This window comes from Rhodanobacter sp. IGA1.0 (assembly GCF_040208325.1).
Lineage (GTDB): Bacteria > Pseudomonadota > Gammaproteobacteria > Xanthomonadales > Rhodanobacteraceae > Rhodanobacter > Rhodanobacter spathiphylli.
In genome coordinates, this window is record NZ_CP157948.1 from 388732 (window position 1) to 407209 (window position 18478).

Here is an 18478-nt window from a genome sequence, read left to right on the forward strand (position 1 = left end):
ATGCGATGACTATCGAGCTCAGCCTGATGCTCGCCGGCATGCTGGTGATCGGCTTCCTGGCGCAGTGGCTGGCATGGCGGGTGAAACTGCCGGCAATCGTGTTCCTGCTGCTGGCCGGCATCATCCTGGGGCCGGTCAGCGGCGTGCTGCAGCCGGACAAGCTCTTGGGCGGGTTGCTGTTCCCGATGGTCTCGCTGTCGGTGGCGCTGATCCTGTTCGAAGGCAGCCTGACCTTGCGCTTCCACGAACTGCCGGGCATCGGCAAGGCGGTGCGCGGGCTGGTCAGTTACGGCGCGGTGGCATCGCTGCTGCTGCTGGCGCTGGCCGCCCATCTCGTCGCCGGACTGGCCTGGCCGATTTCCCTGCTGTTCGGCGCACTGGCCTGCGTGACCGGGCCGACGGTGATCGCGCCGATGTTGCGCACCCTGCGCCCGAACGCACGCATCGCCAACACGCTGCGCTGGGAAGGCATCGTGATCGACCCGCTGGGTGCGCTGTTCGCGGTGCTGATCTACGAGGCCATCGTGTCGCGCCAGGAAGGGCACACCATCGGCATCTTCGTCGCCACGATCGGCTGCGGCGTGGGAATCGGTGCGCTGTCGGCGTGGACGATGGCCTTCTTCCTGCGTCGCCAGATGATTCCCGAATACCTGCAGAACTACGCGGTGCTGGCCGCGGTGCTGCTGGCCTTCAGTGTTTCCAACACGCTGACCCACGAGTCCGGCCTGCTGGCGGTGACGATCATGGGCATCGCGCTGGGCAACCTGCGCGGTGTGCACATCGACGACATCCTGGACTTCAAGGAAAGCCTGACCACGGTGCTGGTGTCGCTGCTGTTCGTGCTGCTTGCCGCCCGGCTGCAATGGCCCTTGCCCGACGGCATGCTGGGCGCCGGCATCACCCTGTTCGTGATCGCGCAATTGCTGGTGCGGCCGGTGACCGTGGCGCTCGCCAGCTTCGGCAGCAGCCTGAGCTGGCGCGAGCGCGCGCTGATCGGCTGGGTGGCGCCGCGTGGCATCGTGGCCGCGTCGGTGTCGGCGTTGTTCGCGCTGCGCCTGGATGCGCTGGGGGTGGCGGATGCCGAGGCGCTGGTGCCGCTGGTGTTCACCCTGATCATCGGCACCGTGATCCTGCAGAGCGCGACCGCCCGCCCGCTGGCGATCTGGCTGAAGGTGGCCGAGCCGGAGCCGCGCGGCGTGCTGATCTTCGGTTCCGACGTGGTGGCCCGCGCGATCGGCAAGGCGCTGGACGAGGCCGGCTTCCGCGTGGTGCTGGCCGACGACGACTGGGATGGCATCCGCCTCGCGCGGATGGAAGGACGCGCCACCTTCTTCGGCAACCCCGCCTCACCGCATGCCGAGCGGCATCTGGACCTGACCGGCATCGGCCGGTTGCTGGCGGTGTCCACCCATCGCGAGCGCAACTCGCTGGCCTGTGTGCACTACCGGCAGGAATTCGGGCGCGAAAAGGTCTACCGCCTGCGCAATCTCACGCCTCAGGAAAACACCGACCGTGCTGCGCTTGCCGGCAGCCTGCTGGCGCCGCCGCTGTTCGACGAGACGATGACCCATGGCCGCTTCGCCGAGATGCTCGAGCAGGGCTGGCGGATCAAGTCGACGCGACTCAGCGCCACCTTCGACTGGCCGCACTTCATCGAGCAGTACGGCTCGAACACGGTGCTGATGTTCGGCGTCGAGGAAAAAGGCGCCCTGCGGGTAGCCTCGGCCAAGCGCGAACTGGAGCCGAAGCCCGGCTGGACCGTAATCGCACTGGTGCCGCCCAGCGAGAAGTGAGGAACAAGGAGAGAGGAGTGAGGGAAAGCGAGAGCAGTCCGTGCCTTTGCTCTCTCTGACTCCCCACTCCCCTGCACTCGCTTCTCTTCTTATCAGGCCGCCGAAGCCTGCTTGAATTGGGCTTCTTCGGTCGAGCCTTTCAGTGCGGTGGTCGACGACTGTCCCTGCTGGATCGCCTGGGTCACGGCGTCGAAGTAGCCGGTGCCCACTTCGCGCTGATGCTTCACCGCGGTGAAGCCGCGGTCGGCGGCGGCGAATTCCTTTTCCTGCAGTTCGACGAAGGCGCTCATCTGGCGGCGAGCATAGCCGTGCGCCAGGTCGAACATGCCGTAGTTGAGGCTGTGGAAGCCGGCCAGGGTGATGAACTGGAACTTGTAGCCCATCGCGCCCAGTTCCTTCTGGAAGTTGGCGATGGTGGCGTCGTCCAGGTTCTTCTTCCAGTTGAAGCTGGGTGAGCAGTTGTAGGCCAGCATCTTGCCGGGGAATTTCGCGTGGATCGCTTCGGCGAAGCGGCGCGCGTCGTCCAGGTTCGGCTTGCTGGTCTCGCACCAGATCAGGTCGGCGTATGGCGCGTAGGCGAGGCCGCGGCTGATCGCCTGGTCCAGGCCGGGCCTGACGCGGAAGAAGCCTTCGACGGTGCGTTCGCCGGTGATGAAGGCCTTGTCGTTGTCATCGATGTCCGAGGTGAGCAGGTCCGCGGCGTCGGCGTCGGTGCGCGCCACCAGCAGGGTCGGCACGCCGGCCACGTCGGCGGCCAGGCGCGCCGCGTTCAACTTGTCGACCGCCTCGCGGGTCGGCACCAGCACCTTGCCGCCCATGTGGCCGCACTTCTTCACGCTGGCCAGCTGGTCCTCGAAGTGCACGCCGGCGGCGCCGGCCTCGATCATCGCCTTCATCAGCTCGAACGCATTCAGCACGCCGCCGAAGCCGGCTTCGGCGTCAGCCACGATCGGCACCAGCCAGTCGCAGTCGTCCTTGCCTTCGGCATGATGCAACTGATCGGCGCGCAGCAAGGTGTTGTTGATGCGCTTCACCACCAGCGGTACCGAGTTGGCCGGGTACAGCGACTGGTCGGGATACATCTCGCCGGCCACGTTGGCGTCGGCGGCGACCTGCCAGCCGCTCAGGTAGATCGCCTGCAGGCCGGCCTTGACCTGCTGCATCGCCTGATTGCCGGTGAGTGCCCCAAGGGCATTGACGAAGTCTTCCTTGTGCAGGGATTTCCACAGCCGCTCGGCACCATGGCGGGCCAGCGAGTGCTCCACGTGCACGGTGCCGCGCAGGCGCACCACGTCCTCGGCGGAGTAGTTGCGCTGCACGCCGGTCCAGCGCGGATTGTTGTTCCAGTCCAGGGTGATCTGTTCGGCGGTCGGCAGGGTCGTGGTCTTCATGGCATGGCTCCGTGGGACGATGATTCGTGGCAGGCGGATCGGTGGGACTCAGGCGAGCTGGTCGTAGGCGGGCAGGGTGAGGAAGTCGCCGAGTACCTCGGCGTGGGTCATCGCCGAGAGCAGGGCAGCGGCCGCGTCGGCGCGGGCGGCGCCCGGGTGCTGGCTGTCACGCAGTCGGTGGGTGTGGCAGGCCAGCGCGTGATCGAACAGGGCGAAGTCGATCGGTGCGTGGTCGGGGAATGCCAGGGCGTCCGTGCCCGGGCCGTCGGCGTGGTGCAGCCACTGCCACAACTGGGCGCGGGCAATTTCGGCGGTGGCGGCGTCTTCCATCAGGTGATGGATCGGCACGCAGCCCAGGCCGTCGAGCCAGGCGGCGGTGTAGCGCAGGCACACCTCGACGTTGTTGTCGAAGCCGGCTCGGGTGATGGTGCCGTTGGGCGCGGCGAGCAGCTGCTCGCGGCTGACCTGCACATCCCGGCGCAGCACGCCAAGCTGGTTGGCGCCGGGCATGTGCTGGTCGAAGACCTGCTGCGCCACGGGCACCAGCGCCGGGTGCGCCACCCAGGTGCCGTCGTGGCCGGCCTGCACCTCGCGCAGCTTGTCGGCGCGCACCTTGGCCAGCGCTGCTTCGTTGGCGGCTTCGTCGCCCTTGATCGGGATCTGCGCGGCCATGCCGCCCATCGCGAAAGCGCCGCGGCGATGGCAGGTCTGGATCAGTAGTTCGGAATACGCCTTCAGGAATGGTGCGGTCATCTGCACCTGGCTGCGCTCGGGCAGCAGGCGGTCGCGATGGCCGCGCAGGGTCTTCAGATACGAAAAGATGTAGTCCCAGCGGCCGCAATTGAGGCCGACCGCGCGACGGCGCAGCGCATGCAGGATCTCGTGCATCTGGAACGCCGCCGGCAGCGTCTCGATCAGCACGGTGGCCTTCATCGTGCCCACCGGCAGCTGGAGTTCGTTCTCGGCATCGGCCATCACCGCATCCCACAGCGCGGCTTCCTCCATTGCCTCGAGCTTCGGCAGGTAGAAATACGGGCCACGGTCACGGCTGTGCAGGGCGCGGGCGTTGTGCAGCACGAACAGGGCGAAGTCGACCAGGGCGCCGGACATCGGCTCGCCATCCACGCTGAAGAACTTGTCGTGCAGGTGCCAGCCGCGGGGACGCACCACCAGCACGGCGGGGTTGTCGCCCACGCGGTAGTGCTTGCCCTCGGGCGAGGTGAAATCGATCGAGCCGTTCACCGCGTCGCGCAGGTTGAGCTGGCCGTCGAGCTGGTTGGCGAAGGTCGGCGCCGAGGAGTCCTCGAAGTCGGCCATGAACACCTTCGCGCCGGAGTTCAGCGCGTTGATGATCATCTTGCGCTCGACCGGGCCGGTGATCTCGACGCGCCGGTCGCGCAGCGCCGACGGGATCGGCGCCACGCTCCAGTCCGATTCGCGGATCGCCGCCGTGTCGGCGCGGAAGTCGGGCAGGCCGCCGGCGTCGTACGTCGCCTGGCGCTCGCGTCGCGCCTGCAGCAACTTCTGGCGGGTCGGTTCGAAGCGGCGGTGCAGCCGGGTCAGCAAGGCCAGCGCTGCCGGGGTCAGGATGCTCGCGTAACCGGCCGGGTCGGCATGAATCTCGATGGCGCCGAGTTCGAGTCTTTCCTGCGGTACTGCCATGGTGTCGCTCCGTGTCGGGAATGACTCGAAGCTAGGTACAAATCAGCTATTTGACAAAGTGAATGTTTCAATCATTACTATGAGCAAATGCAATACATACTCCAAAGTATTGAAATATGGCGATGAAAAAGCACAACGCGGCGCTGAACGGAGCGAAAAAGCCGCGCCGCAGCGCAGCAAGGAAGCGTGGCGAGTCCGTGCCGGCGGAGAACGGCGGGCGCTACTACTACAAAGGCAATCGGCACAAGCAGTTGCGTGCCTTCGTCAGCGTGGTGAAGCTGGGTACGCTGACCCGCGCGGCCGAAGCGCTGTACCTGTCGCAACCCACCATCAGCCTGCAATTGCAGGCGCTGGAGCGGGAACTCGGCATGAGCCTGCTGGAACGGCGCCGGCGCCGCATCAACCTCACCGACGCGGGCGAGGCGTTGTATGAACTGGCGCGGCCGCTGGTCGAAGGCTGGGACACACTGGATCGCGACTTCCAGGCCAGGGTGAAGGGGCTGCAGGCCGGTCGCCTGACCATCGCCGCCGGCACCTCGACCATCCAGTACCTGCTGCCCGACCTGGTGCGCCGCTACCGCGAGCGCTTCCCCGCGGTGCAGTTGCAGCTGGCCAACGTCACCGGCAAGGACGGCATGGCGATGCTGCGCGCGGACGAGGCCGACTTCGCCGTGGGCTCGATGCTCGACGTTCCCAACGACATCGCCTGGGCGCCGGTGCAGCACTACGACCCGATGCTGATCATGCCGCCGGGCCATCCGCTGGCGGCGAAGGAGCGGATCACCCTCGAAGACCTGTCACCTTACGGCCTGATCCTGCCGCCGCAGCGGCTGTCCACCTATCGCCTGGTCGACCTGGTGTTCCAGCAGCAGCAGGTGCCGTATCACGTGGCGATCGAGGTCGGCGGCTGGGATGTGATCAAGGAGTACGTGGCGATGGGCATGGGCATCTCCATCGTCACCGGCATCTGCATCACCGCTGCCGACAGCGAACGGCTGGCGGTGCGCAACATGAAGCAGTTCTTCCCCCAGCGCAGCTACGGCGTGGTGATGCGCAAGGGCAAGTTCCTCAGCGCCGAGGCGCGGGCCTTCATCGACCTGGTGCGCCCCGGCCTGCTGACCCATCGCGAGCACGATGATCCGGGCCATTCGCAGCGTTGACGGGGCGGCAAGGCGCGCGCATCCCGTCACACGTTGCGGCGCTTGCCACGGAACGGCGCATAGAACGCGCGCAGGCGGGCGAGATCCGCTTCCAGGTCGTCGCTGGTGTGGAACAGCGGGCCGACACCGATGGTCTTGTCCGGATAGTTGAACCAGGCCGTGACGATGGGTACGCCGGCCTCGTGGGCGATGCGCCAGAAACCGCTCTTCCAGCGCGCCACCGGCTTGCGCGTGCCTTCGGGCGCGATGCCCAGCCACAGCGATTCGTGCTGCTGCAGCTGGTCGATCATCTGCTCGACCACGCCCTTGGCGGCGCCGCGGTCGATCGGCATGCCGCCCAGCTTCAGCAGCAGCTTGCCCAGCGGGCCGCGGAACAGCTCCTGCTTGCCCATGAAATGGATGTCGGCGCCGATGCCGACCTTCATCAGCAGGCCCCACACGCCATCCCACCATGAGGAGTGCGGCGCCGCGATCAGCACCGCGCGGCGCACGTCGGGAAACTCGCCGACCAGGCTCCAGCCGCACAGCCGCAGCACGCCGCGACAGAGTCGGCGACGCCAGTTGTCGGCCAGATGCGGCATGCCCGGCGGCAGTTGCGCGGGGCTGGGCAGTTGTCCCTTCATTCGAGATCCGGCTTGCGTGAACGGGACTGCTTGATCTGGCCGCGTTGCTGCTTGCCCACCAGGCGACGTTCCTTCGAGGCGCGGGTGGGGCGGGTGGCCAGGCGCTTCTTCGGCGGCACCAGCACGCCGCGGATGATCTCCACCAGCCGCTCGCGCACGTCATCGCGATTGCGTCCCTGGTCGCGGAAGCGGCGGCCCTGGATCACCAGCACGCCCTCGGCGGTCAGCCGGCGATCGCGGCGCTGCAGCAGACGCGTGCGGATCTCCTCAGGCAGCGACGGTGAGCCGGCCACGTCGAAACGCAGTTCCACCGCGCTCTCGGTGCGGTTCACATGCTGCCCGCCCGGGCCGTCGGCGCGCAGGAAGCGCTCGACCAGTTCGGACTCGGGCAGGGCGATGCTGTGGCTGACGGTCAACATGCCCGGCAGTTTACGGGCAAGCGAAAGGCGGGGCGAGGGATGCCTGATCCCGACCGCGCCGAGCGCGGTGCCGCAGCCGTGGAGTCGAAACGCTGCGCCGCGTGTTCTCCGGTTTCGCCGCTGCGCGGCTACGCCGGGGACGAACCGGGGGGTGGCGGGAGATCGTTCGGCGACGCCACGATGTCTTCGGGCCGGGGCCAGCCGAACCGGGCGAGCAGGTGCGTGTAGGCCTGATCCAGCGGAGCTTCCAGCTGCATCGGCACACCGGTGACCGGGTGGTGGAAATCCAGCCGCCATGCATGCAGCAACATCCGATGACAGCCGAAGTGCTGCTTGTACAGGCGGTTGTGGTCGCCGCGACCGTGCTGGCAATCGCCGATCACCGGGTGATGGACATGCGCCAGGTGCTTGCGGATCTGGCGGAAGCGGCCGCTTTCGGGTTCGGCGAGAACCAGCGCGTAGCGCTGCTGTGGATAGCGGCCCAGTTCGATCGGCACCTCGATGGTGGCGAGGCGCCGGTAGCGGGTGCGTGCCTCGCGGCGCGGGCCGGTTTCGCGCGAGCCGGGCAGCGGATAGTCGATCACGTCCTCGACCGGTTCGGGCCAGCCGCGTACCACCACCAGGTACTGCTTGTGCATGCTGCGGGCCATGAACTGTTCGCCCAGCGCCGCGGCGACCTCCTTGCTGCGCGCCACCAGCAGCACGCCACTGGTGGCGCGGTCGAGCCGGTGCGCCAGGTAGACTGTGTCGCCGATCTGTTCGCGCAGCAGGTCGATCAGGAATTCCTCGGCATTGCCCACCATCTTCGAGCGATGCACGGCAAGGTTCGCGGGCTTGTTGACCGCGATCAGTGCGTCGTCCTGGTACAGGATCTCGATCATGGCTCGGTGCGCTCGCCGCGATCAGCGCGCGCGCGGCCAGCCGATCGCGAAGGCCAGCAGGCCGGCGACGCCGGTGCCGAGAGGCGGCCAGATGCCGTGGTGCGGCGACAGCGTGCCCAGCAGGGTCGCGCCGATCAGCAGCGTGCTGCCGAGCAGGCTGCAGGCGATCAGCTTGTGCTGGCGTCGGGCGTTGTCCAGGCTCAGTTTCAGCGCCAGCGGGTCGCTCAGCACGCGCCGTTCGCCGCGACCGATCTGGCGCAGTGCGTCGCGCACCAGCTCGGGGAATTGCGGTGCCTCGTGCAGCCATTCGGGCAACCGCTTGCGCACCTCGCGCAAGGTGCGCAACGGGCTGTAGCGTTCGCGCAGGATGCGTTTCAGCACCGGGTGCGCCACCGCCCAGATGTCGATCTCCGGATCGAGCATGCGGCCCACGCCCTCGATGTTGAGCAGGGTCTTCTGCAGCAGGATCAGCTGCGGCTGCAGGGTCAGCTCGAAACGGCGCGCAGTCTGGAACAGCTTCACGACCAGCTCGGCCAGCGAGATCTGCGACAGCGGACGGGTGAAGTACGGCTCGCACACCGTGCGCACGGCGGCTTCCAGCTCGTCCAGGCGCACGTCGGCAGGCATCCAGCCCGCGTCCACGTGCAACTTGGCGATGCGGGCATAGTCGCGTTCGAACAGCGCGATGAAGTTCTGCGCCAGCCAGTACTGGTCGGCCTCGGGCAGCGAACCCATGATGCCGAAATCCAGCGCGATGAAGCGCGGTTCACCGGTGCGCGCCGGGTCGACCCAGATGTTGCCGGGGTGGGCGTCGGCGTGGAAGAAGTTGTCGCGGAACACCTGCTCGTAGAACACCCGCACGCCCTTGACGGCAAGCGCCTTGCGGTCGAGTCCGGCGGCGTCGATCGCGGCGATGTCGTCGCTGCTGAGGCCGTGCACCCGTTCCAGGGTGAGCACGCGGGTGGCGGTCAGGTCCCAGTGCACCTCGGGCACGTAGAGGTCCACGCCGCTGGCGAAGTTGCGCCGGAGCAGGCTGGCGCTGGCGCCTTCGCGCTGCAGGTCCAGCTCGTTCTCCAGCATCTTCTCGACTTCGGCCACCACGTCCAGCGGGCGGATCTTGTCGGCGTTCGGGTGCCAGCGCTGGGCCAGTTCGCCCAGCGAACGCAGCAGCTTCACGTCGCGGCTGATCTGCGCATCGATGCCCGGGCGCAGCACCTTGACCACCACTTCGCGGCCGTCGTGCAGGGTGGCGGCATGCACCTGGGCAATCGAGGCGGAGGCCAGCGGTGTTTCATCGAATTGGGCGTAGAGACGGCCAATCGGCAGTTTCAGTTCCTGCTCGACGATCGCGCGTGCTTCGCTGCCCGGGAACGGCGCGACCTGGTCCTGCAGCAGGGCCAGCTCGTCGGCGATGTCGGCCGGCACCAGGTCGCGGCGGGTCGACAACACCTGGCCGGCCTTGACGAAGATCGGCCCCAGTTCGGTCAGCGCATGACGCAGGCGCGCGCCGCGCGGCAAGCCGTGGATGTCGACGCGCGGCTTCGCCACCAGCGGCCGCAGCAGCTTCAGCGGACGATAGAGATGCGCCGCGTCGACCAGTTCGTCGAGCCGGTACGCCAGCAGCACCGAGGCGACCCGCAGCAGCCGCGGCACGACCTTCAGCGGCGTCACGCGGCGTTGCCTGACACGCGCTGCAGCAGTCGCTGCACGCGTGATTCGAGTCGTTCGCTGCGTTCACGCAGCTCGTCCACGCCGTCGAGGAAACCCTCCACCTCGCCCGGCGCCATCGCCACGCGCGCCTCGTCGCGCAACCAGTCCGCGCCATCCTCGGTGAGGTGGCTGGCGGTTTCGCGGGCGTGGGCCAGGCCCTTGCGCACCGTCCTGGCCAGCGGCACGCCAAGCACGTCGCCGAACGTGCGCGCGAACGCCTCCTCGAAATCGGGAGCGAACTTGCTGGCCAGCTTTTCCAGCCGGCGCGCCAGCTCGGCATCGCCGGCGATCTCCACCTTGCCCGGAGCGATGCCGTCGTCGTCGCGGCGGAACATCATCGCCAGCAGACTGCCCGGTGAGGCGGCGACCTTCAGCTGGTCATCGGCCTGCGGTGGGCCCACCTTGAGGCGGGCGTCCTCGACGGTGATGGCCAACGCGATCTCGGGTCCGCACAGATGCAACTGCACGCTGCGTCCATGCAGCGCGGCCAGCTTCTGCTGCGTGTCCGGATCGAGCGACAAGGTGTGGTTCAGCGCGGTTTCCAGCGCTCGGCCGGCAAGCTTGCGCAGCGGTTGCGGCAACCAGGAGTTGGGGGTGGCGGCGTTCATCTGCCGATTGTAGCGGGGCGGCGCGGGCGCCGTCGGGAATGGGGAATCGGGAATCGGACAGGCTAAGGGCAAAGCAGCGGCGCACGTCCCTTTCAATCTCGCGGAAGAGCGCTCTGCCGATTCCCTATTCCTGGCTGCCGGCTCCGACGAAGCCGAGCTGCCGCCATGCCTCGTAGACGGCCACGGCCACCGTGTTCGACAGGTTCAGGCTGCGGCTGTCCGGACGCATCGGCAGGCGCAGGCGTTGCTCGGCGGGAATCGCCTCGAGCACGGCTGCCGGCAGTCCGGCGGTTTCGCAGCCGAACAGCAGGGCGTCGCCGTCGGCAAAACGCGCCTCCACATGGGCGACACGGCCGCGGGTGGTGAAGGCGAACACCCGGGGCGCGCCGATCGCATCAAGGCAACTGGCCAGGTCGTCGTGCACCGCGAGCCTTGCGTACTCGTGGTAGTCCAGCCCGGCGCGGCGCAGGCGGGCATCGTCAAGTTCGAAGCCCAGCGGACGGATCAGATGCAGCCCAGCGCCGGTGTTCGCGCACAGGCGAATCACGTTGCCGGTGTTCGGCGGGATCTCGGGATTGAACAGGATGACGTGGAGCATCCGCCATTATCGCCGTACGGCATCGCCCGGGATCAACCGTTGAGCGGCGACGCCGTGCCGAGCTGGGCGCACATCACGCCGTCGGGCGGCAAGGCGCAACTGCTCGGCGCCGCCAGCAGGATCGTCCGCAGCGAATGGCTGCCGGCCAGCCGTACCGAGGCGGGCGTGGTGGTCACCATGGCGCCGAAGATCAGGCCGCATACCGCCAGGCAGGCGATGAACAGTCCGCGCAACATCAGGGTTTCGAATTTCATGAGCTTGTCTCCGACGAATGGGGGAAGAGTCCCTGCACGGACAAGAGAGCAATCCGCGTGCCAACGGTTGCAAACGCTCCAAGTGCTTGATTTGACGCGGTCATCACGGTGGCTTCGGGCCGGCAATCCTGTCCGCGGACACCGCTGTCGACCGCCGCCGGACAGCCGGACACGCTGGCGGACGCCCCCGGCGTACCCTGCCGCAAGTCATTTGCGACACCCGTCCCGCGCCGCTAGCCTGTGTCGACTTATCCGTGAAACAGGAGGTTCACCGTGACAAAGAAACCACTCGCCCTGCTGATCGCCGGCGCGCTCACCCTGGCTGGCGGCATGCCGCTGGCATGGGCCGCTCCCGCTGCCGCCGCCGCGACGACTGCCGCCGCCTCGCAGCAGATTCCCGAGCTGGCCTACAGCCGTTTCACCCTGCCCAACGGCCTCACCGTGGTGGTGCACGAAGACCACAAGGCGCCGGTGGTGGCGGTCAGCGTCTGGTATCACGTCGGTTCGTCGTATGAGCCGAAGGGCAAGACCGGTTTCGCGCACCTGTTCGAGCACCTGATGTTCCAGGGCTCGGAGAACCACAAGGACGAATACTTCAAGCCGTTCGAACTGGCCGGCTCCACCGACCAGAACGGCACCACCTGGCTCGATCGCACCAACTACTTCGAGACGGTGCCGACCAGTGCGCTGGACATGGCGCTGTGGATGGAATCCGACCGCATGGGGCACCTGCTGGGCGCGATCGGCCAGCCGCAGCTGGACGAGCAGCGCGGCGTGGTGCAGAACGAGAAGCGCCAGGGCGAGAACCAGCCATACGGCCGTGCCGGCGAGCTGATCCAGGCCGAGGCGTTCCCGGCCAACCATCCCTACCACCACGACACCATCGGCTCGATGGACGACTTGAACGCCGCCTCGCTGGGCGACGTCAAGCAGTGGTTCCGCGACTACTACGGCGCGGCGAACACGGTGGTGGTGCTGTCCGGCGACATCACGCCGGCGGTGGCGAAGGAAAAGATGCAGAAGTATTTCGGCGACATCGCCGCCGGCCCCCAGGTGCCGCGGCCGCAGCCGTGGATCGCGCCGCGCGACAGCTCCACCCGGGGCACGATGACCGACAACGTGGCGCAGACCCGCATCTACCGCGAGTGGAACGTGCCCGGTCGCGGCAGCAACGACGAGAACCTGCTGGAACTGGCCGCCGCCGTGCTCGGCGGCAGCAAGACCTCGCGGCTCTACCAGCGGCTGGTCTACCAGGACAAGCTGGCCGACGATGTCTCGGTCGACGTCGAGCAGCATGTGCTGGCCAGCATGTTCAACCTGCAGGTGGACGTGAAGAAGGGTGTCGATCCGGCGAAGGTCGAGGCCGCCATCGCCGACGAGTGGCAGAAATTCCTGAAGACCGGCCCCACCGCCGACGAACTGGCGCGGGTGAAGACCGAGACGCGTGCCTCCTTCGTGCGCGGCCTGGAAAAGGTCAACACGCAGGCTTCGATTCTCGCCCAGGGCCAGCTGTATCACGGTGATCCGGGGCAGTACCTGAAGGACTTCAACGCGTTCATGGCGGCGACCCCGGCCAGCGTTAAGGCGGTGGCCGACAAGTGGATCAGCAAGGGCGACTACACCTTGACCGTCGTGCCGGGCAAGGTCGACGCCACCGACATGGCCAAGATGGCCGGTCGTGCCGCCGCCAAGGGTGCGCCGGCGCCGGTGCTTTCAGCCAGGGGCGACTTCAAGACGGTGGCCAGCGACGTCGATCGCGGCAAGGGCGTGCCCGAGGTCAGCAGCTTCCCCGACCTCAGCTTCCCGAAGCTGCAACGCGGCAAGCTCGACAACGGCATCGAGGTGGTCCTGGCCGAACGCCACACCGTGCCGGCGGTGCAGTTGCAGCTGCTGTTCGACGCGGGTTTCGCCGCCGACCAGGGGCGCAAGCTGGGCACCTCCAGCTTCACCATGAACATGCTCGACGAAGGCACCAGCAGCCTGGACTCGGTGGAGATCGCCAAGCGCAAGCAGCGTCTGGGCGCGATCATCGCCAGCGGTTGCGGGCTGGATTACTGCAACGCCTCGCTCAATGCACTCGATGACCAGCTCAAGCCCTCGCTCGACCTGTTCGCCGACATCGTGCGCAATCCGGCCTTCCGTGACGGCGACACCAGTCGCCTGCGTGGCCAGTGGCTGGCGCGCATCGCGCAGGAAAAGAGCCAGCCCACCGGCATCGCCCTGCGGACCCTGCCGCCGCTGCTGTACGGCAAGGACCACGCCTACGCGATCCCGTTCACCGGTTCGGGCACCGAGGCGTCGATCAAGTCGCTGACCGCGGCCGACATGCGCAGCTTCATGGACGACTACATCCGCCCGGACAACGTGAAGATCCTGGTCGCCGGCGACACCACGCTGGACCAGATCATCCCGCAGTTGAACGCGGTGTTCGGGGACTGGAAGGCACCGGCCGGCAAGGTGCCGGTGAAGAACATCGGCCAGGTCACGCCGCCGCAGCAGGCGCGCGTGTTCCTGGTCGATCGTCCCGGAGCGCAGCAGACGCTGATCCTTGCCGGCAGCCTGGCGCCTTCCACCGAAGCGGCCAACAACCTGGAAATCCAGACCATGAACGGTGCCTTCGGCGGCACCTTCACCTCGCGTCTCAACATGAACCTGCGCGAGGACAAGCACTGGGCCTACGGCGCCTTCAGCTTCCTGCAGAACGCGGTGGGGCAGCGTCCGTTCATGCTGTACGCGCCGGTGCAGACCGACAAGACCGCGCCATCGATTGCCGAGATGCTGAAGGAGGCCAACGGCGTGATCGGCGACAAGCCGCTGACCGAGGCCGAGATCAGCAAGGTCAAGGTCGGCGACGTGCGCAGCATGCCGGGCGAGTACCAGACCACCTCGGCGGTGATGGATGCGATGCAGGGCATCGCCCTGTACAACCGCCCGGATGACTACGTGCAGACCCTGAAGTCGCGCATCGAGGGACAGACCGACGGCGCGGTGGAGGCGGCGGCGAAGCAGATCATCCACCCGGACCAGCTGACCTGGGTGATCGTCGGCGACCTGGCGAAGATCGAGTCGCCGATCCGTGCGCTCAAGCTCGGCCAGGTGCAGGTGCTCGATGCCGACGGCAAGCCGGTGGCGGCGAAGCCGGCCAGGTGAGCCTGCATGCGGCGCCGGCATGAACCGGCGCCGCATGTCGTGCGGCCGCCGCGGGACGCGTCCGCGCCACCGCGTTACGATGGAGGCCGGATCGCAAGGTCCGGCCTCTTCCATATTCCAAGTCACTGTTGCGGAGCCCTCCATGCGCAAGACCCTGCTGTTGCTCGTCCCCGTGTTGCTGCTGAGCGCCTGCAACTGGGGCATCACCATGGACCCGGCGGCGAAGAACGTGCGCACCGCCTGGAGCGGCGACGTCTCGGCCTGTCGCGACCTGGGCAAGGTCACCGTCTCGGTGATGGATCACGTCGGCCCGGTCGACCGCAACGACATCAAGGTGCGCGACGAACTCGAAGTGCTGGCCCGCAACGAGGCCGCCAAGATGAATGCCGACACGATCAAGCCGCTGGCCGAACCCGACGCGGGATCGCAGCCCTGGGGCGCGTATCAGTGCGGTGCGCGCGTGCCGAGCGCCAACCCGGCGGGCCATGCCGCGCCGAATTCGACGCCCGGCAACGCGCAGACATTCCCGATCCGGCACTGACCCGATCCAGCACGGAGTCGCCAGGCCGGCCCCCACGCACCCCCCGCGTTGAGTGGCCTCACGGGGCAGTCAGGGTTTCGCCGTGGCGGGAATCCACAGCTCGATCACGTTCGGTTCGCCGCGGATGGAGAGCGGGAACGGCACGGCCTGGGGCGCGCGGGGCGAGTCGAACGGACGGGTGGCGCCCATCCATGCGCTGATCGCCGACGCGCACTGGGTGCCGGCATCGCTGTAGAGCACGGTGGGCACGTGCCACTGGAACGGCAGGGTGCGGCCACGGCTGGCGGCGCTGGCGGTGACGTTCTCGATGCCGGGCGTGGCCACGCCCAGGTCGCGCAGCTGGGGCAGCAGGGTCTCGGCTGCGGCGCGCTCGGCCTCGTCGTAGATCTGCGCATAGACCACGAAACGGCGCGAGATGCCCTGGGTGCAGGCGCGGCGTGCGGCGTCGGCCAGGGTGGCGGCGTTCGCCGGTGAGGCGTGGGCGACCGTGGTGGCGGCAGCAGTCGGGCGTGCCGTCCGGACCGGTGGCGGCGTTGCCGTTTCGGGCGGCGGCGGAGGCGGCGGTGGGGGAACATCTCGCGCGGGCTCCGGTGCCGATGCCAGCGTCGGGCTTTCGGACGGCATGTCGTCGACGGTGACGGGTGTCGTGTCGGTGGCGGATGTCGTGGTTGCGGAGTCCGGGGAGGGGTTCGCGCCCGCCACGACGGGTGCGTCGGGATCGAGCGCCACCACCGGTGGCCAGTCACGGTAGCCGACCATGGCGCGTTCCCAGCGGGTCAGCGAGGGGGCGCCGCCGAGGATGGTCAGGTCGTTGTTGCAATTGAGCGCGAGCTGGCCCGGTGGCAGTTTGGCGCATTTCGCCTGCAGCGAATCGACCAGGCCGTCCACCATCAGGCGGATCGAGTCCGGGTACGGCGGCGGCCCGGCCTGGGCGCGGAACAGCTGCACCGAGGCATCCATGCTGCCGTCGAAGGCGGCATCGTCGCCGATCGCCTTGCCCAGGTCGCGGGCGGCCTCGGTGACCAGTTTCTGCTGTTCGATGCCCTGTTTCAGGTGGGCATCCCACGCTTGCCAACCGGCCAGCGCCAGGCCGGCGATCGCGCTCAGTCCGAGCGAGGCGCCGACCGTGGCGGTGACCCGCTGGCGCAGCGACATCGCGCTCTTCTGCACGTCCGGAGCGAGCGGACCGATGCTGGCGGCGACCCCGTCCAGCGCCAGCGCGGGAAGTGCGTCGAGGATCGCGCGATCGAGCGGCCTGCCCAGCAGTTCGCCCAGCTGGCAATAGCTTTCCCATTGCGCCTCGTCGAAGAACTGGTCCTCCGTACCCTGCTGCGGGAAACGCATGTCGCGGTTGGCGTAGCCGACGATGTCGAGCGGCGAGTCCGCCGGCTGGCGCGGTTTCACCACCAGCAGGGCGCCGGTGTTGCCGCTCTGGTAGCGGATGCGGGCCAGCAGCAGGCTTTGCGTGCCCGGCCCCGGCATCACGCTGTCCGGCGTGCCGAGCCGGTCCAGCAGCGCGGGCTCGACGGTGCCCGGCGCGAGGCTGGCCGGGTCGATGAATTCGATGATGGCGGCATAGTCGATGCGCGCCTTGCGGACCAGGTTTTCGACGTCGGCGAACAGATAGTTCGGGTCGGCACCGCAATCGGCCAGCACGATCAGCTTCAGCTCGCGCTTGAGCAGGGCATAGACACCGGTGTTGTCGAAATGCCCGCCGTCGGACAGGTACCACACCGGCCCCTGCAGGCCGGGAAAGCGCGCCAGCATTTCCTGCAGGGCCGCCCGCGACTTGCCGAGCCATGACCATGACAGCGACGGCTTGCCGAGCCGGTTGCGCCACCAGTAGCCGAGCCGGAGGCCGCTCAGGAAGGTGAGCACGGCCACCCCGGGGCGGGTCATCGAACCCATGCCGGAACCGGCGGCGGCACCGGAGATGGCGATCCACTCGGCCAGCGTGGTGCCCTGCAGCGTTTCGCCGGCGCCCGCAGGCTGCGTTCGTGCGGGCCGGGTCCCGGTTTCCACGCCGAACGGACCGACGGTGAGGCAGATGCCCTTGCGATCGGCGTTGAACGCCTCGGTGCGATCGTCGACGGTCTGGTTGATGCAACAGTTGATCAGGTGGATCGGGCCGCCGTGCAGGTGCGGCGTGTAGTCGGGCAGTGCCACATCGTCGTGGTCGAGCAGTTCGGTCACCTTGACCACCGCCTGTGCGCTGGCGGAGTCCGTCGACTGCAGCGGCGAGACGGGGAAGCGCGTCGGGCCGGCGACGGCCACCGGCTGGTTGCCCACCGCGACGTAGGTGCGCGCGATGCGCGAGCGATAGAACGCGTGCAGCGACGAGCGGTTGATCGCCTGCAGGTTGCGCCCGGTCAGCCCCGCATAGGCAAGGCACGGCACCACTACGGCCAGCCAGCGCAGCCAGGCCGCTGGCGCGGACGTGGTGGTGCCCATGAAGAACAGCAGGTACTGCAGCGCGCTGAGCCAGAACAACAGCAGCAGGCCGAGCAGCAACAGGCCGCACAGGTTGGCGATCAGGGCCAGTGGCAGGCGCGCCAGGCTGGGCTTGCCGTTGTGCGGCTGCAGCGCCGGCAGGGCAAAGCGCGCCACCGCCACCAGCAGCGCGATCATGCCCGCGCCGTTCCACCCGGGAGCGCGCAGGGCGCCCGATTCCAGCAACCAGGCGAGGAACCAGCCGAGCAGGTCGGCGACGCCCAGCAGCAGCAACAGCAGCAGGCACTTCAGCAGGAAGGTGAGGCTGATCGTGTAGCGCACGCGGTCCTGGGCGGGTTGGCTGCCGCGGACGCGCGTCCACAGCCATGCCAGTGGAATGGCCAGCAGGATCACGCCGGCCACCTGCATCAGGCCCGGGCCGTGGCTGCTGTCCAGCGGCGGGGCCAGCCACAGCAGGCCGCCGCCGAGCGCGGCGGTCACCACGACGATGGCCAGGTCGCCCGCCAGCGAGCCGTCTTCCGGATCGCGTGCCCACCAGTAGGCGAAGGCGCAGGCCGCCGACAACCAGCCCAGCGGAACCAGGCCCAGCCACCACAGGTTCACCGTCAGCCATGGCAGGTGTTGAGCGTAGACCGGGTAGCAGAGCAGGTGTGGCAACACCACCGCCGATGCCAGCAGCGCCAGCAGCACGGCGATCTCGAACTGGGTGGCCACGAAGCCGCGCAGTTGCCCGGTGGCAGCCTGCAACAGGTCGCCTGCGCCGGCGGGCGTCAGGTAGCGACCGTTACTGCGCAACCACCACAGCAGCAGCGACCGGTCATTGGCCAGGCCCTGTTCGACCTGTTGCGGCGTGGTGGCGGCGTTGAACAGACGTCCAAACGCCGCGCCGATGTAGCCGCCACCGGAGACCGTCGACAGGTAGTCGAAACGGTGCAGCACGCCGTTGCGCGCCAGCGCCCGCAACAGGCCCAGGCAGAAGGTGGCGCTGCGCACGCCGCCACCGGACAAGGCCAGGCCGGCGTGTGGCGCCTGCGGCTCCACCCCGGCGCGATCGCGCCGCATGCCGAACAGCTGTGCTTCCGTCGAAGCCGGCTCGCCAGGCGAGGGCGGTGCTTCCCCGTTCTGATTCATGGCTTGCTCTCCCCCGGGCCTCGATGCCCCTGCCATGCCGCGGGTGAGGTTATGCGCCCGGGCGTCGCCCGCGGCAAGTGCCGTCGGCGGCGTGGAAGCCGCGCCG

Annotated in this window: 14 protein-coding genes; 4 read left to right on the top strand and 10 right to left on the bottom strand. The window is 68.2% G+C overall.

From position 1 onward, the window contains the following. Nucleotides 1-5: 5 nt before the first annotated feature. Nucleotides 6-1793 (top strand): sodium:proton antiporter, encoded by a 1788-nt coding sequence (locus ABNK63_RS01650; protein WP_007804237.1) that lies wholly within the window; start codon nucleotides 6-8, stop codon nucleotides 1791-1793. 92 nt (nucleotides 1794-1885) lie between these two features. Here the strand turns inward: ABNK63_RS01650 and aceA are convergent, their stop codons facing one another. Together aceA and aceB are read right to left on the bottom strand one after the other, a co-directional pair. Continuing rightward, nucleotides 1886-3184 (bottom strand): isocitrate lyase, encoded by a 1299-nt coding sequence (aceA, locus tag ABNK63_RS01655; protein ID WP_007804234.1) that lies wholly within the window; start codon nucleotides 3182-3184, stop codon nucleotides 1886-1888. Nucleotides 3185-3232: 48 nt separating this feature from the next. After that, the gene (gene aceB, locus ABNK63_RS01660) at nucleotides 3233-4846 is read right to left on the bottom strand and encodes a malate synthase A (protein WP_007804232.1); all 1614 of its coding nucleotides are present in this window, start codon (nucleotides 4844-4846) and stop codon (nucleotides 3233-3235) included. A 122-nt stretch (nucleotides 4847-4968) separates the two neighbouring features. Between aceB and ABNK63_RS01665 the strand changes: the two genes are divergently transcribed. Continuing rightward, nucleotides 4969-6006: a LysR family transcriptional regulator gene (locus ABNK63_RS01665; protein ID WP_007804229.1), complete on the top strand. Its 1038-nt coding sequence runs from the start codon at nucleotides 4969-4971 to the stop codon at nucleotides 6004-6006. Between the two features lie 26 nt (nucleotides 6007-6032). On the opposite strand, the gene ABNK63_RS01670 is transcribed toward ABNK63_RS01665, so the two are convergent. The 7 genes from ABNK63_RS01670 to ABNK63_RS01700 form a co-directional block, all read right to left on the bottom strand. After that, on the bottom strand, nucleotides 6033-6629 hold the full coding sequence (locus ABNK63_RS01670) for a 1-acyl-sn-glycerol-3-phosphate acyltransferase (protein WP_007804227.1): 597 nt from the start codon (nucleotides 6627-6629) through the stop codon (nucleotides 6033-6035). After that, entirely contained in the window at nucleotides 6626-7048 is a 423-nt protein-coding gene (gene arfB, locus ABNK63_RS01675) for an alternative ribosome rescue aminoacyl-tRNA hydrolase ArfB (RefSeq protein WP_007804225.1), read from the bottom strand. The genes ABNK63_RS01670 and arfB overlap by 4 nt, the downstream gene beginning before the upstream one ends. A gap of 128 nt (nucleotides 7049-7176) precedes the next feature. Continuing rightward, nucleotides 7177-7929 (bottom strand): pseudouridine synthase, encoded by a 753-nt coding sequence (locus tag ABNK63_RS01680; RefSeq protein WP_350016510.1) that lies wholly within the window; start codon nucleotides 7927-7929, stop codon nucleotides 7177-7179. Between the two features lie 21 nt (nucleotides 7930-7950). Beyond that, nucleotides 7951-9600 (bottom strand): ubiquinone biosynthesis regulatory protein kinase UbiB, encoded by a 1650-nt coding sequence (ubiB, locus tag ABNK63_RS01685; RefSeq protein ID WP_350016511.1) that lies wholly within the window; start codon nucleotides 9598-9600, stop codon nucleotides 7951-7953. Further along, on the bottom strand, nucleotides 9597-10247 hold the full coding sequence (locus tag ABNK63_RS01690; protein ID WP_350016512.1) for an SCP2 sterol-binding domain-containing protein: 651 nt from the start codon (nucleotides 10245-10247) through the stop codon (nucleotides 9597-9599). The genes ubiB and ABNK63_RS01690 overlap by 4 nt, the downstream gene beginning before the upstream one ends. 124 nt (nucleotides 10248-10371) lie before the next feature. Continuing rightward, the gene (gene trmL, locus ABNK63_RS01695; protein ID WP_007804216.1) at nucleotides 10372-10845 is read right to left on the bottom strand and encodes a tRNA (uridine(34)/cytosine(34)/5-carboxymethylaminomethyluridine(34)-2'-O)-methyltransferase TrmL; all 474 of its coding nucleotides are present in this window, start codon (nucleotides 10843-10845) and stop codon (nucleotides 10372-10374) included. Between the two features lie 32 nt (nucleotides 10846-10877). Next, complete coding sequence (locus tag ABNK63_RS01700) at nucleotides 10878-11099, bottom strand: hypothetical protein (RefSeq protein ID WP_007804214.1); 222 nt, start codon at nucleotides 11097-11099, stop codon at nucleotides 10878-10880. Between the two features lie 273 nt (nucleotides 11100-11372). Between ABNK63_RS01700 and ABNK63_RS01705 the strand changes: the two genes are divergently transcribed. After that, complete coding sequence (locus ABNK63_RS01705; RefSeq protein ID WP_350016513.1) at nucleotides 11373-14249, top strand: pitrilysin family protein; 2877 nt, start codon at nucleotides 11373-11375, stop codon at nucleotides 14247-14249. 142 nt (nucleotides 14250-14391) lie between these two features. After that, nucleotides 14392-14790 (top strand): DUF4156 domain-containing protein, encoded by a 399-nt coding sequence (locus tag ABNK63_RS01710; protein ID WP_007804210.1) that lies wholly within the window; start codon nucleotides 14392-14394, stop codon nucleotides 14788-14790. Nucleotides 14791-14859: 69 nt separating this feature from the next. Here the strand turns inward: ABNK63_RS01710 and ABNK63_RS01715 are convergent, their stop codons facing one another. After that, entirely contained in the window at nucleotides 14860-18372 is a 3513-nt protein-coding gene (locus tag ABNK63_RS01715) for a patatin-like phospholipase family protein (protein WP_350016514.1), read from the bottom strand. Between the last annotated feature and the right edge of the window lie 106 nt (nucleotides 18373-18478).

What these genes read in the sequence shown, in the direction of transcription:
- ABNK63_RS01650 (WP_007804237.1), top strand. Translation starts at nt 6, where the DNA reads ATGACTATCGAGCTCAGCCTGATGCTCGCCGGCATGCTGGTGATCGGC.
- aceA (WP_007804234.1), bottom strand. Translation starts at nt 3,184, where the DNA reads ATGAAGACCACGACCCTGCCGACCGCCGAACAGATCACCCTGGACTGG.
- aceB (WP_007804232.1), bottom strand. Translation starts at nt 4,846, where the DNA reads ATGGCAGTACCGCAGGAAAGACTCGAACTCGGCGCCATCGAGATTCAT.
- ABNK63_RS01665 (WP_007804229.1), top strand. Translation starts at nt 4,969, where the DNA reads ATGAAAAAGCACAACGCGGCGCTGAACGGAGCGAAAAAGCCGCGCCGC.
- ABNK63_RS01670 (WP_007804227.1), bottom strand. Translation starts at nt 6,629, where the DNA reads ATGAAGGGACAACTGCCCAGCCCCGCGCAACTGCCGCCGGGCATGCCG.
- arfB (WP_007804225.1), bottom strand. Translation starts at nt 7,048, where the DNA reads ATGTTGACCGTCAGCCACAGCATCGCCCTGCCCGAGTCCGAACTGGTC.
- ABNK63_RS01680 (WP_350016510.1), bottom strand. Translation starts at nt 7,929, where the DNA reads ATGATCGAGATCCTGTACCAGGACGACGCACTGATCGCGGTCAACAAG.
- ABNK63_RS01690 (WP_350016512.1), bottom strand. Translation starts at nt 10,247, where the DNA reads ATGAACGCCGCCACCCCCAACTCCTGGTTGCCGCAACCGCTGCGCAAG.
- trmL (WP_007804216.1), bottom strand. Translation starts at nt 10,845, where the DNA reads ATGCTCCACGTCATCCTGTTCAATCCCGAGATCCCGCCGAACACCGGC.
- ABNK63_RS01700 (WP_007804214.1), bottom strand. Translation starts at nt 11,099, where the DNA reads ATGAAATTCGAAACCCTGATGTTGCGCGGACTGTTCATCGCCTGCCTG.
- ABNK63_RS01710 (WP_007804210.1), top strand. Translation starts at nt 14,392, where the DNA reads ATGCGCAAGACCCTGCTGTTGCTCGTCCCCGTGTTGCTGCTGAGCGCC.
- ABNK63_RS01715 (WP_350016514.1), bottom strand. Translation starts at nt 18,372, where the DNA reads ATGAATCAGAACGGGGAAGCACCGCCCTCGCCTGGCGAGCCGGCTTCG.